Genomic DNA, 15094 nt, shown 5'->3' with positions numbered 1-15094 from the left:
GAAATCCTTTTTTGAGGAACGAAAAAAGATTGCAGTGCAAAACCCGACCGAAGCTTTTTTGCGAAGGGCACGCCCAAAGTGTTCTTTTACATTGGGTAAATAAAAGTTTATGTTATTTTTAATACGTGCTTTGGATTATATACTTATTTTTACGGACTTATAATTAGAATTTTTTTGATGCAAACTCCACTTAAAATTGCTGTTGTAGGTTCTGGATTGGTTGGCTCGTTGCTGGCTATTTATCTAAAAAAAGCGGGACATATTGTTCACGTTTATGATAGAAGCCCAGATATACGTAAAATTACCTTTTCTGGCCGCTCGATAAACCTAGCCATGTCTAATCGTGGGTGGAAAGCTCTTGATGGAGTAGGGGTTGGAGACGCTGTTCGCGAAATAGCTATTCCCATGGACAAGCGGGCAATCCATTTAGTAGATAAATTAAATTTCCAGTCCTACGGACAAGAAGGTGAAGCAATTTACTCAATTTCTAGAGGGATTTTAAACCGAAAAATGATTGATCTTGCTGAAGATGCTGGTGCCGAATTTTTCTTTGATCAAAAAATCTGGGATGTAACACTTAAGGAAGCAACTTTACATGCTGGAGAAACAGAGAGAGGAGTCTGGGAGGAAAAGAAATACGATATGGTTTTTGGTGCAGATGGTGCTTTTTCCAGAATTAGACACCGCATGCAACGTCAAAGTATGTTTAACTACTCGCAAGAATTTTTAAATATTGGTTATAAAGAATTAAATATTCCAGCCAATGGGGATGGATCTCACAAATTAGACCCGAACTCTTTCCATATTTGGCCTCGTGGCGAATATATGTTGATTGCGCTTCCTAATCTTGATGGCAGTTTTACCTGTACTTTATTTATGCCTTTTGAAGGAGAAAACTCTTTTGGTTCTTTAAAAGAGGTAAAAGATGTGACCGCTTTTTTTGAAACAAATTTTCCCGACTCTATAGATGTGATTCCTAATTTAACCGAAGATTTCTTCAAGAACCCAACAAGTACACTTGTTACTATGAAATGCTTTCCTTGGACTTATGAGGATAAAGTAGCTTTAATAGGTGATGCCTGTCATGCTATCGTTCCTTTTTATGGTCAAGGAATGAATGCTGGTTTTGAAGATATTTCTGTTTTATATGAAATGATAGAGAAACACGGTGATGACTGGAAGACCATTTTTTCAGAATACCAAGATTCACGTAAACCTAACGCTGATGCAATAGCGGAGCTGTCTTATAGAAATTTCATGGAAATGAGTTCAAAGACTGCAGATGACAAATTTTTACTGCAAAAGAAAATCGAAAAATTATTCTCAGAGAAACATCCTGATAAATGGATTCCCTTGTATAGTAGAGTAACTTTTAGTGATAGACCATATAGTGAGGCTCTGGCAATTGGAGATAGGCAAAATGAAATAATGCAAAAAGTTCTAAAAACTGAAAACATTGAGAATATTTGGGATAGTAAAGAAGTAGAAGACAAAATCTTAAGATTGCTTAACTAGTTTATAACGCTTCCGAAAACATAAAAAAAACCAACTTAATTTTTAAATCAGGTTGGTTTTTTTCTTGTATATTAATTCTTGTGTATTTACTCCTCGCGATGAACTTTGTTGAAATCAAATGCTGGTTTACAAATTGCAATATATTCGCATTCTTGGTCAAATGGATTAGAGTATTGAACACGAGTGTTTTTTTCAATCTTAATCGATTGTCCAGCTTCTAAGACTATTGTCTCACCATCAATAATGAATTGTTTTTTACCTTTAATAATATAGGTGTATTCTTCAAATTCTGGAGTTTGAAACGGTTCACTCCATTTTGGCGGAGCGACCATATGAGCAATAGAAATTTCAGGATTTGCTGTAGTTGCTAAACCATGGTGTTCTTCAATTAATTTTCCGTCAGTAGTGGGAACCACAAAAGGAGCGTTTTGTACAAAATATTTTTTCATTATTTTAAAGTGCTTATGGGCTTTGTAAGAATTCTAATCTTTTTATTTTTTAAAAATCTTTGTCAGTACACCAAATACACCTCTTATAAAAGTGGCGCTGGTTAATACCTTAATAACTGATTTGGTTACTGCACTTGTAGTAGCAGTTGTTTTAGTAGTTCTAGTTTTTGATACTTTTTCATCTGCATCTTTTTGCGCTTCTTCAGCTTCTTCCTTTTCAATCACCGCAATTTTCTTATTAAGCATTTCATAAGCGCTTTCTCGGTCAATAAGCTCACTATATTTCTTAACGAGCTTAGAGTTTTTATTGATTTCCTGAATTTCATTTTCACTTAAAATATCCATTCTACTCATGGGTGCTCTTAGCATTGTAGCTACTAGTGGAGTTGGGATTCCTTTCTCGTTTAAAGCTGTTACTAATGCTTCCCCAATACCTAAACTGGTTAAAATTTCGCTCGTATTGTAATATTTTGAAGTGGGGTAGTTGTCTGCGGTTTGTTTGATTGATTTACGATCATTAGCAGTAAATGCTCTTAAAGCATGTTGTATTTTTAAACCTAATTGCGCCAAAACGCCGCTAGGAACATCCATAGGGTTTTGAGTAACAAAGTAAATTCCCACACCCTTAGAACGAATCAGTTTGACAATAGTTTCTATTTGCTCTAACAAAGCTTTACTGGCTTCATTGAATATCAAGTGAGCTTCATCGATAAATATAACTAGTTCAGGTTGTTCTGAGTCTCCTTTTTCTGGCATTTGCTGATAAATCTCTGCTAACATACTAAGCATGAAAGTTGAGAAGAGTTTCGGTTTATCTTGAATATCTGTTAATCTAAGAATATTTACATAGCCTTTTCCATTTTCATCAATACGCATCAAATCATCGATGTCAAATGACATTTCTCCAAAAAACAAATCGCCGCCTTGTTGTTCTAGTTCAATAATTTTTCGAAGAATAGTTCCTGTAGTAGACGTGGCTATTTTGCCGTAACTTTTTGTGATTTCCTCTTTGCCTTCCTCAGTAATATAATTAATGACTTTTTTAATGTCTTTTAAGTCTAATAAAGGCATTCTATTATCATCACAATATTTAAAAATTATAGAAACCACACCTGACTGAGTATCATTTAAGTCTAATATTCTTGAGAATAAAACGGGGCCAAATTCAGAAACTGTAGCTCTTAAACGAACTCCGTTTTGCTCAGACAAAGTCAATAATTCCACTGGGAATTTCGCTATATTATAAGGTAGGTTGATTTTAGCATGGCGTTCTGTTATAAAAGATTTCTCTTCACCTTCTTTAGCAATACCGCTAAAATCTCCCTTTATATCCATCATTAATACAGGAATACCAAAAGAGGATAACTGTTCAGAAAATACTTGAATAGTTTTTGTTTTTCCTGTACCAGTAGCACCAGCAATTAAACCGTGCCTATTTAAGGTTTTTAAAGGTATTTTTACAAAAGTATCTGCTAACGCTTCGCCATCTAGAATAGCACCACCTAATGTTATACTATCTCCTTTGGAGGTATATCCCTCAATAATGTGTTTAGTGAATTCCTCTTTATTGTTCATGATATCGCTCAAGTTTTAAATTACATGCAATATATTATTATTTTTTGAAACTTAGTAATTTTAGAGTTTAGTGCAATTTAATTCCTTTTTTAATGACAATAGTTTAAAAAACTTTTTTTTACTCCCTAAGCGATTTTATTAGATTATTGTAGTGTTTATTCATAAAATTGTAGCTTATTTTTTTAAAAAGAGTGAAAATTATTAATCATATTGATGAAAATTGAAATATTCAATTTTTTTATTTTATTTTTGATTAAAATTATTTCGAATAAAATAAAAAAAAGTTTTTTTATTTCAACTAAACATATAAATTTGCGGGACTACAAGTTTATTATAACTAAAAATAAATTATTTAAAACTATTAAAATTAAAAAAAAATGGCAAACGTTAAAAAAGAAAGCAGTTCAAACGGTGGAGGAATGGTTTCAGGTATCATTATTGTGGCATGTGTATTTGTTGGATGGTTGATATGGAATTTTATAATGGGTAATGGAGCTAACTTTGAAGGCGGTGTAAATACAGGTCACCCAATCCCAGGAAATTACTTGGCAATGGTTTACAAAGGAGGTCCAATTGTACCAGTTTTGATGGGATTATTATTAATGACAGTTGTATTCTCTATCGAAAGATATTTCGTAATTACTAAAGCTGCTGGAAAAGGTAACTTAGATACATTCATGAAAAAAGTACAAGCGGATATTAAAGAAGGAAACATTGATGCTGCAATCGCTGCTTGTGACAAACAACAAGGTTCTGTTGCAAATGCAATCAAATCTGCTTTAGTAAAATACCAAGACGTTAAAAAAGAAGGATTCAATAGTGAAGAAGCTTCAGAAACAATTCACAAAGAAATTGAAGAAGCTACATCTCTTGAGATGCCAATGTTAGAAAAAAACATGACTATTATCTCATCTTTAGTTTCTTTAGGAACATTAGCTGGTTTATTAGGAACGGTTACAGGTATGATTAAAGCGTTTGGTGCATTAGCTTCTGCTGGTACTCCTGATCAAGCTGCTCTTGCAAATGGTATTTCTGAGGCACTTATTAATACTGCTACAGGTATTTCTACTTCTGTATTGGCTATTATTTCTTACAACTTCTTTACATCTAAAATTGATGATTTAACTTACTCTATCGATGAGGCTGGTGTTACTATCGTTAACACTTACAGAAGATTCAGAGGAAGTTTAAAACAATAAATAATTTTTTGATGCGGTAGCATCAGATACAATATATAAAAGATAATGGCGAAACTAAAAATGTCAAAAAAATCGACATCCATAGACATGACGGCTATGTGTGATGTTGCATTCCTTTTGCTTACGTTCTTTATTTTGACCGCTACAGCTAAAGTACCAGAGGCATTGCCTGTTGATACTCCTGCTTCTACAGTAAAAATTAAAATGCCTGAAACGGATATAGCTACTATGACAGTAGGTAAAGGAAAGGTATTCTTTGATTTAAAGGGTAGAGAGGTTCGTAAAAGAACACTTGAGCTTATGGGTGATAAGTACGATGTTGCTTTTACAGATGAGGAGAAAGAAAAATTTGCTTTAATGGATGGTTTTGGAGTTCCAATTTTAAATCTTAAGCAAATTATTGATATGAAAGCTTCTGATAGAAATAAAGCAGGTCAAATGGGAATTCCTATGGACTCTACAGATAATCAATTGAAGGAGTGGATCTATAATGCAAGAATTGCAAATATCGAAGTTAATGATAAAGAATTGCAAATTGCTATTAAAGGTGATGCTAAAGAGCAATATAGTGAAATTCGAAAAGTTATGGATATTTGTCAAGAACAAAAAATCAATAGCTTTAGCTTGATTACTGGCTTAAGAGGAAAAGAATTTTAATTAATAAAAAGACACTAAAATGGCTGAATTAAATACCGGCGACGGTGGAGGCGGAAAAGGTGGAAAAGTAAGGAGTAAAAAACAAAATTCAAAAGTAGATTTAACTGCTATGGTGGATTTAGCCTTCTTATTGATTACGTTCTTTATGCTTACCACAACGTTGTCAAAACCTCAATCGATGAGTTTGGGATTGCCAGATAAAGATCCTGTTAAAGATAATGTTGATATGAAGGTTGATGAAAATCGTACCATGACTTTAATGTTAGGGGAAAACAATAAGCTAGTTTATTATATGGGTTTATTGAATAATCCAATTGCTGGACCTAAGGATATGGGATATGGTAAAGATGGTATTCGTAAAGAAATACTTTCTAGAAAAAAGACTGTACTTGAATATACAGGTAATAAGGAAAAAGGAATGATTGTAATTATTAAACCAAGTAAAAAATCAAGTTATAAAAACATGATTGATATTCTTGATGAAATGGTTATTTCTGATGTACCTACTTATACAATCGTTAACGATTTTTCGCCTGAGGAACAAAAATTGTTAGAAGGAAAATAAGAGCAATCTTGTTTTCTTAATAACCTAATAATTAAGAAAAATGAAATTAGATATATTAAAAAACCAATGGCTTGATATTGTTTTCGAAGGTCGTAATAAAACTTACGGAGCTTACGAATTAAGAAAGTCTAATAGAGGTACTACAATAAAAGCGCTTATTATTGGTGCTATTATTTTTAGTGTAGCCGTAAGTGCTCCTCTTATAGCTGACTTTTTTCCTAAGTCTGAAGATGATGATGTTGTTAGAGATGTAAAAATCACTGCAATAAAATTACCGCCTAAGAAAGAAAAGCCAAAATTAAACGTGCCACCACCACCTCCACCTCCACCAAAAGTGGACCAAGTGAAGTTTGTGAAGCCTGTTGTGGCTAAGGCAGAAGAGGTTACTGAAGAACCACCTAAGATCGTTGAGATCAAAGAGAAAAAAATTGGTGCTGAGACTATTAAAGGAGATCCTGATGCAGTTTTAACTGTTGCTCCTGTTGGAAATGGTCCTGCTAAAGTTGTGGAAGCTGATGATAACCAAATTTACAATACTGCAGGTATTGAAGTGAAACCTGAATTCCCAGGGGGTATGGATAAATTTTACACTTACGTTGGTAAAAATTACCGTGCACCAGAAGAAGAAGGGCTTAAAGGAAAAGTTTATGTGACTTTTGTAGTTGAAAAAGATGGTTCATTAACAGATATCAAAGTCTTAAGAGACATTGGTTACGGAACAGGAAAAGAAGCTATTAGAGTTTTACAAAAATGTCCAAGATGGAATCCTGGAGTTCAAAATGGAAAACCGGTAAGGGTACTTTACTCTCTACCTATTACTATTCAAACTGCAGATTAATGTTGGATCAATTTAATAGAAATATTCAGAAGAAATCGCCAAAAGAGCGATTTCTTCTCGTTATAGGAATTTTGTTTTTTGTACTTTATTTAGTCCTGGGATTATTTATTATATTTATGAAAAATTTTCCTTTAGATATGCCTCAAACATATAGGATAGCTTTTGGAGTACTACTTATCGTATATGCCTTGATTAGATTTATGCGTATTATTAATGATGGTAAAGATTAAATCATGAAAAATTTCGGTAGAACTATTTTAATCGTTTTCTTTGTAGGACTGGTTTTTTTTACTGCATGTAAAAAAGCTGATTCAAATAAAGAAACAATCTTAAAGGGAAGTACAACTATACTTGTTGATGAAACATTTAAGCCTATTATTGAGGATCAAGTTGCTGTTTTTGAAAGTAAATATGATGCTAAAATAGATGTAGTGAGTAAATCTGAAAAAGAAATTATTCAATCTTTTTTAAATGACACCTCAGGTATCGCTATCTTATCTCGTACCTTGAACGAAAATGAAATTAAGAATTTTCAAAATAAAAAAATTGTTCCTAAAATAACTAAAATCGGTACTGATGCTATTGCTTTTATTTCAAATAAAAGTAATAATGACACCCTGATTGCGTTACAAGATATAGTTAACTTTATGCAAGGTAAAACGAATACTAAAATTAAAGGTTTAGTGTTTGACAATCCTAATTCTAGTACAGTGCGCTATATGAATGAGTTAGCTGGGTTACAAGAATTGCCTAAAAATAACGTGTTTTCTTTTAAGGTAAATGAAGAGGTTATTAAATTTGTTGCCGAAAATGATGGGATGATTGGAGTAGTTGGGTTAAACTGGTTGTATCAACCATCACCGAGTGCGATAGATAATGTGAATAAAGTGAATGTACTTAGTGTAAAAGGGCTTAAATCTGATACATATATTACCCCTACACAAAACAATATTGCCGAAGAGACTTATCCTTTGGCACGTGATTTGTATATAATAAATTGTCAGGGATACTCTGGGCTTGGAATGGGCTTTGCTTCTTTTGTAGCTGGAGATATTGGACAACGGATAATTTTAAAATCAGGTTTGTATCCTGTAAGGACACCAGGAAGAAAAATTATTATTAGAAACGACTCACAAAAAGATAATGAAAATGAATAAGAATAAATCAAATAAAGTTAAAATGAACAAATTTAAAATTCTAGGAGTTGCCTTTTTGGCCGGAATGACGGTAAGTTATGCTCAAAACATTGATCAAGCTAAAAAAGAAATTGACGCCGAAAAATACCAAGATGCGAAGGTAACTTTGAAATCAATTGTTAAATCAGACCCGTCTGAAGGTAAAGCATTTTTCCTTTTAGGAAATGTTTACCTTTATCAAAATATTGCTGATTCAGCAAAAATGTCTTATCAAAGTGGATTAACTGCTAAAAACGATGCGCATTTCAATTACATCGGACTTGGGCAATTAGATCTTGATAATTCTAAAGTTTCTGAAGCTAAAGCAAAATTTGATTTAGCAATCAAAGAGATGAGAAGAAAAGATTTTGAAGAATATGTATATGTTGCAAGAGCATATATGAATTCTAATAAGCCTGACTTTAAAAGTGCCATTGCTACTTTAAATTTAGCTAAAGAGAAAAATGGACAAGAACCACAAGTTCTTTTAGCTTTTGGAGATGCGTATTACGGAGATAAAAATCAAAACGAAGCGTACTCTGCATATCGAAATGCTTTTCAAGCAGATAATAGTTTAATTAGAGCTAAAGTGCAATTAGGAGTTTTGTTAAAAGGAGCTAAGGCTTACACTGAAGCAGTTAATGCATACAATGAAGTGTTGGCTACTAATCCAAACTACGGACCACTTTACCGTGAGCTTGCTGAAACTTACTACTTATGGGCATTAAATGTACCTGGTAGACAAGATCAGTATCTAAAACAAGCATTAGGGTATTACGAGAAGTATATGACTTTAACAGATTATTCTTTGGCTTCACGTATGCGTCATGCTGACTTTTTAATTTTAGCTAAAGATTACAAAGCGTTAGAAGTTGAAGCTGATAAAATGAAAGAATTAGATAAGGTAAATCCACGTATTTACCGTTATTTAGGATATTCTGCATATCAAAATGATAACGTTGAATTAGCTATCAAATCTCTAGAAGATTATATTGCTAATCCATCTAATAAAGTAATCAACTTAGACTACTTATACTTAGGTTTATCAAACCTTAAAAAAGGCACTAGTGCAGATGGTTCATCAGTAGATCCAGTGCTTTTTGAAAAAGCTATTGGTTATATCAAAAAGGCAGTTGAGATGGAAGTTTCAGTTACTAATGAATTAGGTGAAGTAGGGAAGAACTTATACGAGCAAAAACTTTATAAAGAAGCTGCTGCAGTATTAGAAATTGCAACTTCAAACCCTGATACAAATGGTTTCTTGTATGATAACTATTATTTAGGTAATGCAATCTATTTTGATAATGCTAAGCCTGGAATCGTTAAAGATACAGTTGCGCTTAAAAAAGCTGATATTGCTTACGGTAATGTAATTAAAGCATCACCTGATACACAAGATGTTTATCTTTCACGAGCTAGAACAAATAGTTTGTTAGAAGATGATAAAGCAATGATCATGTACTACCAACAATATGTTGATCTTGTAACTAAGAAAGGTCCTGAAGAATTAGCTAAACCAGCTGTTCAAACGAAGTTAATAGAATGTTATAATTCTATGGCTGCAGGATATGCAAATTTTGACAAAGCTAAAGCTAAAGAGTATTTTGCTAAAACCTTAGCAATTGATCCGACTAACGCTTACGCAACACAGTCACTTAAATTACTTAAGTAATTACATTATATAATTCTAAGAACCCGATAGTTTCACACTATCGGGTTTTTTTATGCCTAGTAATATATCCTTTTTCAAGGTGTTTTTTATTTAAGCATTTACAGATTATTATTTAAGTCCTTTTCTAATTAGCTATCTTTGCACATTAAATTACAAAAATGTTATCAAAAGAAATACAATTAGAAGTAAATAAAGGAGCGATGTTGCCTTTAATGGAGGAGTTTTACACCATTCAGGGAGAAGGCTACCATACAGGAACAGCTGCCTATTTTATTAGAATTGGGGGTTGTGATGTAGGTTGCCATTGGTGTGATGTCAAGGAAAGCTGGAATGCAGAGCTACATCCGCCAACAGCAATCGATTTTATTGTTTTAAATGCAAGTAAATATGCCGAGACTGTTGTAATAACAGGAGGAGAGCCGTTAATGTGGGATATGAGTTTGTTAACTCAAAAATTGAAAGACAATAATAGAAAAGTTCATATTGAAACTTCTGGAGCTTATCCATTATCAGGAACTTGGGACTGGATTTGTCTTTCTCCAAAGAAAAATAAATTGCCTACTCAAACTGTTTATGACAATGCTCATGAATTAAAAGTAATAATCCATAATAAGCACGATTTTATTTTTGCAGAAGAGCAAGCTGACAAAGTAAATGACAATGCTATTCTTTTTCTTCAGCCAGAATGGAGTAAAAAAGAAGAGATGACACCGCTAATAGTGGATTACGTAATGAACAATCCTAAGTGGAGGGTTTCTCTACAAACACATAAATATTTAAATATTCCTTAGTACGCACATTGGAATAAAATAAAAAGCCAAACATTTTTTTGTGTTTGGCTTTTTTATTTAATGGTAGAAGTAGAGATCAACTCCAGCCGTTTCTAGCTTTTAATTCGGTAATATGAGCTATATGGTGTTGTCCATGCCAAGCATAAGTTCCAATAATCTCTTTAAGCTTAAATTCATTAGCATGTTCTGGATGAATAAAAGATTTTTCTAAATCTGTTTCTGACAAATTTTTCATGATATACGCTAATCGAAAATGCAATCCTTCCAGTAAAGAAAGAGTAGGTTCAATAGGCATCGTTAAACTGTCTTCTAAAGCCGACCATAGATCTTCGTGATAATATTTTATTACAGGCTTATCTTCGGTCAATGTCCATTTAATTCTGATGTAACAATTCATGTGACTTTCAGCACAATGATGAATGACCTGCCTAACAGTCCATCCTCCTTCGCGATAAGCTGTATCTAATTGCTCCACCGTTAAATGACTGACTACATTTTTTAGCTTTTCTGGGAAAGCTGCAATTTCAGCTATTTGTTGTTCTAAATAAATTTTACTGTACTCATTAGGTGCTATAAATTTACCTATTGGATAACGTAATCTTTCTAGCTGCAAATTTTCCATATAGTTTAGTTTAAACTGTGTTTTATTCAATTGTAAGTCTGGCTAAATAGTCAAAATGTTCTCCTTCTAGTACTAATTCTGGTTGTAATCCATTTGCGAAAGCGGCGTTTTGTAATGTATTATAGTCTAAGTACAACCAATCTAATGGAGCTTCTTTTTGTCCTTTGTATGAAATATTAAAAACGATTTCTCCATAATAATCGTTTTCTGATGGAATCCATTTTCCCCCATCCTCATCTTCATCAAACATATAAATGATATCTGAGCTGTCAATTAAAATTTGGCCACCCGGATTCAGCAGCGCCTTTAGTTGCAAAAGAAAATTTGGTAGTTTTTTTAATTTCCCACAAATACCTGTTCCATTCATTAATAATAGGATAGTGTCGTATTTCTCATTTTCTAAAGTCATGAAGTCTTGAATCCGAGCATCTTTTAATCCTCTTAATTCACAAGCTAGTATTGCTTTTGGGGAGATGTCAATGGATGTAACTGCTAATTTTTTTTCATTTTGTAAGTACAAACTATGACTTCCTGCTCCACAGCCAATATCCAAAACTCTTCCTTTGGCTAATTCTAAGGCCTTTTGTTCTATTGTAGGCATCTCTTGATAACTACGAAATAAATAAGCAACGGTCATTTCATCTTCTTCGGAAATGCTCGTTTCAGTAATTAGATCTACAGGGGAATTATCAGTTTGATAATCAAGTATGGCTTGGCCAAAAAGGTCTTTCATGATAGGTGTTTCGAAATTCAACATTTATATATCCAAGAACATTGTTTTAAAAGTGGTAATTTTGTAAAAAATTATACCATTTGAAACCTTCTTTAAACGAACTCGGAAAACTAGCCAAAGATAAGCATATAGAAAATAAAAAGTATTTCGATAAGCTTAAAAAGAAAACGCCCAAAAACTTAGATTATGTAATGCAAGATGTGCATGACGCTGAGTTTAAAAAAACTGATTGCTTAAAATGCGCCAATTGTTGTAAAACAACTGGCCCTCTTTTTACATTGGCAGATATCGAGCGTGTTTCAAAATACCTAAAGCAAAAACCACAGCAGTTTATCTCGCAGTATTTACGTGTTGATGAAGATCAAGATTATGTGCTGCAATCAGTACCGTGTACCTTTTTAGATAATGAAAATGAGTGTATGATATATGATGTACGACCTAAAGCATGTAGAGAATTCCCTCATACAGATAGAAAGAAGTTTCAGCAAATTACTGACTTGACTTTAAAAAATGTGGCAATTTGTCCTGCAGCATTTAATATTGTCGAAGAAATGAAAAAGAAATTACCATTATAAAGTCCAGTATAATTGTCTTTAGTACCATGATTTTAGTAGATCAGGTATTTTTCACTCATTGTTCTAAAATGCGTTATTCCTTTCTGCCAAGTTAATTTGATTGCTGCTTCTGTCATCCCGGCTTCTATTTGTAATTGTAGTTTCTGGGTTCCAGCTAATTTGGTGAAAAAAGGATTAAAGAAATTTGTTTTGTCCGTAGTGTTCTGATAGGCCTTTATTAGCCATTTCAATTCTAGCTGTTTTAATTTATCAGTATTTGATAAATCTTCACCATAACAACTAATGCCATTATAAACCGGATTTTGCGCGCCAACATTTGGTCGGGGCATAAAAATGAATTCAGCATTAGTTAAGTAAGGGGAACCATAGATTTGAAATTGTTTTTCAGTGCCTCGACCTACACTTACATTTGTGCCTTCAAATAGGCATAGGCTAGCATATAAATTGATGGCTTTGTCGTTTAGTAAATTAGGAGACGGCTTTTGAGGTAAATTATAATTCATGTTTCGATTGTAATCGCTGCATGGAATTACTGTTAGTTTGCACTGTATTTCATTTTTCAACCATTTTTCACCGTTAATCATTTTTGCATATTCCCCAATAGTCATTCCGTGCAATATCGGTACTGGATGCATTCCTACAAAACTGCTAAATTCTTTTTCGAGGATCGGCCCATCAATGATTCCGCCATTAGGATTGGGTCGATCTAAAATCATTAACGGAATATTGTTCTCTGCACAGGCTTCCATGAGGTAATGTAAAGAAGAGATATAAGTGTAAAAGCGAGCGCCTACATCTTGCAAATCAAAAACCATTATATCAATGCCATCTAATTGTGCTGTTTTTGGTTTTTTGTTATCACCATAAAGAGAAATAATAGGAAGTCCCGTCTTTGAATCTTTACCATCAACAATATGTTCGCCAGCGTCAGCGGTTCCTCGAAAGCCATGTTCGGGTGCAAATATTTTTTGAATTTTAATTTGTTGGTCTATTAAAAAGTCCACTAAATGAATCTGCTTCTTTTTATTTGCCCTATCCATAGTTGACTCTTCAACTAAAACAATTCCTGTTTGATTGGTTACGACACCAATTTTTTTATCTTTTAAAAGCGGAATATAGCTTTCAAAGTTGTCTGCACCTGTTTTAATTGAGCGGGTCAAGTTAGCTTTTGACTTAAGTAAGTGCTCATTTGAATAGATAGATGAAGCGGTAGTGTCTTTTTTATAATTTGTGCTGGGTTCGGTTTGTCGAGTTACTGTATTTGAGCATGCAAGTAGTAGCATAAGTAAGCAGAGAAAACAGGCTGTTTTTGTTATAAATTGTATCATGAAGTCTAGTGTAGAATAATTAGTTGTCGATTAGTGTAATTCGTGTTTTAGCTGTATTTTTGAATCCAAATCAGAAACGCAATCAAATTGAATTTAGAATACTTTATCGCTAAAAGGCTAATTACTGCTAAACATTATAAAAGTAGTATTTCTGCACCGATTATAAAAATTGCCATTTCGGCTATTGCTATAGGAATGATTATGATGATTGTTTCTGTTGCAACGGGCATTGGACTGCAGCAGAAAATACGTGAAAAAATTTCAGCGTTTAATGGGCATATTATTATTTCAAATTTTGATAGTAATCAATCGGAAGTAACTTTGGTGCCTATCTCTAAAAAACAGGATTTTTACCCGAAATTCAATTCAGTCGAAGGTATAAATCACATTCAAGCGATAGCTAGCAAAGCGGGCATTATTAGAACTGAGGCTGCTTTTGAAGGGATTATATTCAAAGGTGTGGGGAATGATTACAAATGGGATAATATTAAAGAATATATAGTTGATGGAGCACTGCCTGATTTTTCGAAAGGGATAAATGAAGATGTTGTTATCTCTCAGTTCTTAGCAAATAGACTGCATTTAAAAGTGGGCGATAAGTTCAATACTTTCTTCATGAAGGAAGGACAAAATAAATTGCCTAATATCCGTAGATTTAACATTACCGGAATTTTTAATTCGGGTTTTCAAGAATTTGATGCCACCTATATAATAGGGGATATCCGACACATGCAACGTATTAATAAGTGGAGTCCTGATGAAGTTGGCGCTTTTGAGGTCTTTGTAGATGATTTTGACAATATCAAATCGGTGGGGGATGAAGTATACCAACATACAGGTTCAACATTGGATACAAAGACAATAATTGAAAAATACAGTTACATATTTGAATGGCTACAGCTTTTTGATTTTAATATTATCGTAATATTAGTCGTTATGATATTAGTTGCGACTATTAATATGGTAGTGGCATTATTGGTTCTGATTCTTGAGCGCACTCAAATGATAGGAGTTTTAAAAGCGTTGGGGGCTAACAATTGGAGCATAAGGAAAATATTTCTTTACAATGCGTCGTACTTAATACTACGAGGATTATTTTGGGGAAATTTAATTGGAGTAGGGATTTTATTAGTTCAGCAACAGTTTGGTGTCGTAAAACTCAATCCAGAAAATTATTATGTAGATCAAGCACCTGTCTATCTTAATTGGGGGTATATTGGATTGTTAAATCTGCTTACTGTAGGCGTTTGTATTATAGTATTGCTAATACCATCCTATATTATCACTAAAATTTCTCCAGTCAAAGCAATCCGCTTCGACTAATTTTGTTTTCAAATCTCTTTTATTTAGGAGCTTTAACCTGCTATTCGCTACAATCTACTTCGCCAAACCATGGCTCA

At 33.3% G+C, this 15094-nt stretch carries 15 protein-coding genes; 10 read left to right on the top strand and 5 right to left on the bottom strand.

The features are described from left to right. The first annotated feature begins 177 nt into the window (after window positions 1-177). Window positions 178-1515 carry an FAD-dependent oxidoreductase gene (locus ACEN2K_RS12820; RefSeq protein WP_441759729.1) on the top strand — a complete coding sequence of 446 codons (1338 nt, stop codon included), beginning with the start codon at window positions 178-180 and terminating at the stop codon, window positions 1513-1515. An 86-nt stretch (window positions 1516-1601) separates the two neighbouring features. Here the strand turns inward: ACEN2K_RS12820 and ACEN2K_RS12815 are convergent, their stop codons facing one another. Further along, window positions 1602-1964: a cupin domain-containing protein gene (locus ACEN2K_RS12815; RefSeq protein ID WP_441759728.1), complete on the bottom strand. Its 363-nt coding sequence runs from the start codon at window positions 1962-1964 to the stop codon at window positions 1602-1604. Between the two features lie 42 nt (window positions 1965-2006). Beyond that, a complete protein-coding gene (locus tag ACEN2K_RS12810; RefSeq protein ID WP_441759727.1) occupies window positions 2007-3539 on the bottom strand; it encodes a helicase HerA-like domain-containing protein in 1533 nt (510 codons plus the stop codon). 377 nt (window positions 3540-3916) lie between these two features. Here ACEN2K_RS12810 and ACEN2K_RS12805 point away from each other — a divergent pair, with 377 nt between their 5' ends. From ACEN2K_RS12805 to ACEN2K_RS12775, 7 genes are all read left to right on the top strand, one after another. Then, window positions 3917-4738, top strand: coding sequence for a MotA/TolQ/ExbB proton channel family protein (locus ACEN2K_RS12805; RefSeq protein ID WP_441759726.1), 822 nt, complete (start codon window positions 3917-3919; stop codon window positions 4736-4738). 45 nt (window positions 4739-4783) lie between these two features. Next, window positions 4784-5395 (top strand): ExbD/TolR family protein, encoded by a 612-nt coding sequence (locus tag ACEN2K_RS12800; protein ID WP_441759725.1) that lies wholly within the window; start codon window positions 4784-4786, stop codon window positions 5393-5395. 19 nt (window positions 5396-5414) lie between these two features. Then, on the top strand, window positions 5415-5960 hold the full coding sequence (locus ACEN2K_RS12795) for an ExbD/TolR family protein (protein ID WP_441759724.1): 546 nt from the start codon (window positions 5415-5417) through the stop codon (window positions 5958-5960). Between the two features lie 40 nt (window positions 5961-6000). Then, the gene (locus ACEN2K_RS12790) at window positions 6001-6798 is read left to right on the top strand and encodes an energy transducer TonB (protein ID WP_441759723.1); all 798 of its coding nucleotides are present in this window, start codon (window positions 6001-6003) and stop codon (window positions 6796-6798) included. Window positions 6799-7031: 233 nt separating this feature from the next. Next, window positions 7032-7955 (top strand): PstS family phosphate ABC transporter substrate-binding protein, encoded by a 924-nt coding sequence (locus tag ACEN2K_RS12785; RefSeq protein WP_441759722.1) that lies wholly within the window; start codon window positions 7032-7034, stop codon window positions 7953-7955. 22 nt (window positions 7956-7977) lie between these two features. Then, on the top strand, window positions 7978-9645 hold the full coding sequence (locus ACEN2K_RS12780) for a tetratricopeptide repeat protein (RefSeq protein WP_441759721.1): 1668 nt from the start codon (window positions 7978-7980) through the stop codon (window positions 9643-9645). Window positions 9646-9803: 158 nt separating this feature from the next. Then, window positions 9804-10436, top strand: a complete 633-nt coding sequence (locus ACEN2K_RS12775) for a 7-carboxy-7-deazaguanine synthase QueE (protein WP_441759720.1) — start codon at window positions 9804-9806, stop codon at window positions 10434-10436. A gap of 76 nt (window positions 10437-10512) precedes the next feature. On the opposite strand, the gene ACEN2K_RS12770 is transcribed toward ACEN2K_RS12775, so the two are convergent. Continuing rightward, window positions 10513-11058 carry a YfiT family bacillithiol transferase gene (locus ACEN2K_RS12770; RefSeq protein WP_441759719.1) on the bottom strand — a complete coding sequence of 182 codons (546 nt, stop codon included), beginning with the start codon at window positions 11056-11058 and terminating at the stop codon, window positions 10513-10515. 22 nt (window positions 11059-11080) lie between these two features. Next, window positions 11081-11791: a class I SAM-dependent methyltransferase gene (locus ACEN2K_RS12765; RefSeq protein WP_441759718.1), complete on the bottom strand. Its 711-nt coding sequence runs from the start codon at window positions 11789-11791 to the stop codon at window positions 11081-11083. Window positions 11792-11871: 80 nt separating this feature from the next. Between ACEN2K_RS12765 and ACEN2K_RS12760 the strand changes: the two genes are divergently transcribed. Further along, window positions 11872-12366: a YkgJ family cysteine cluster protein gene (locus tag ACEN2K_RS12760; protein ID WP_441759717.1), complete on the top strand. Its 495-nt coding sequence runs from the start codon at window positions 11872-11874 to the stop codon at window positions 12364-12366. 32 nt (window positions 12367-12398) lie between these two features. Here ACEN2K_RS12760 and ACEN2K_RS12755 read toward each other — a convergent pair whose 3' ends face one another. Continuing rightward, the gene (locus ACEN2K_RS12755) at window positions 12399-13649 is read right to left on the bottom strand and encodes an exo-beta-N-acetylmuramidase NamZ family protein (RefSeq protein ID WP_441759716.1); all 1251 of its coding nucleotides are present in this window, start codon (window positions 13647-13649) and stop codon (window positions 12399-12401) included. Window positions 13650-13781: 132 nt separating this feature from the next. On the opposite strand from ACEN2K_RS12755, the gene ACEN2K_RS12750 reads away from it, so the two are divergent. Continuing rightward, the gene (locus ACEN2K_RS12750) at window positions 13782-15017 is read left to right on the top strand and encodes an ABC transporter permease (RefSeq protein ID WP_441759715.1); all 1236 of its coding nucleotides are present in this window, start codon (window positions 13782-13784) and stop codon (window positions 15015-15017) included. Window positions 15018-15094: the final 77 nt, after the last annotated feature.

The sequence above is a fragment of the Flavobacterium sp. W21_SRS_FM3 genome (assembly GCF_052113625.1).
Lineage (GTDB): Bacteria > Bacteroidota > Bacteroidia > Flavobacteriales > Flavobacteriaceae > Flavobacterium.
This window is presented reverse-complemented; position numbering and strand designations above follow the sequence as displayed.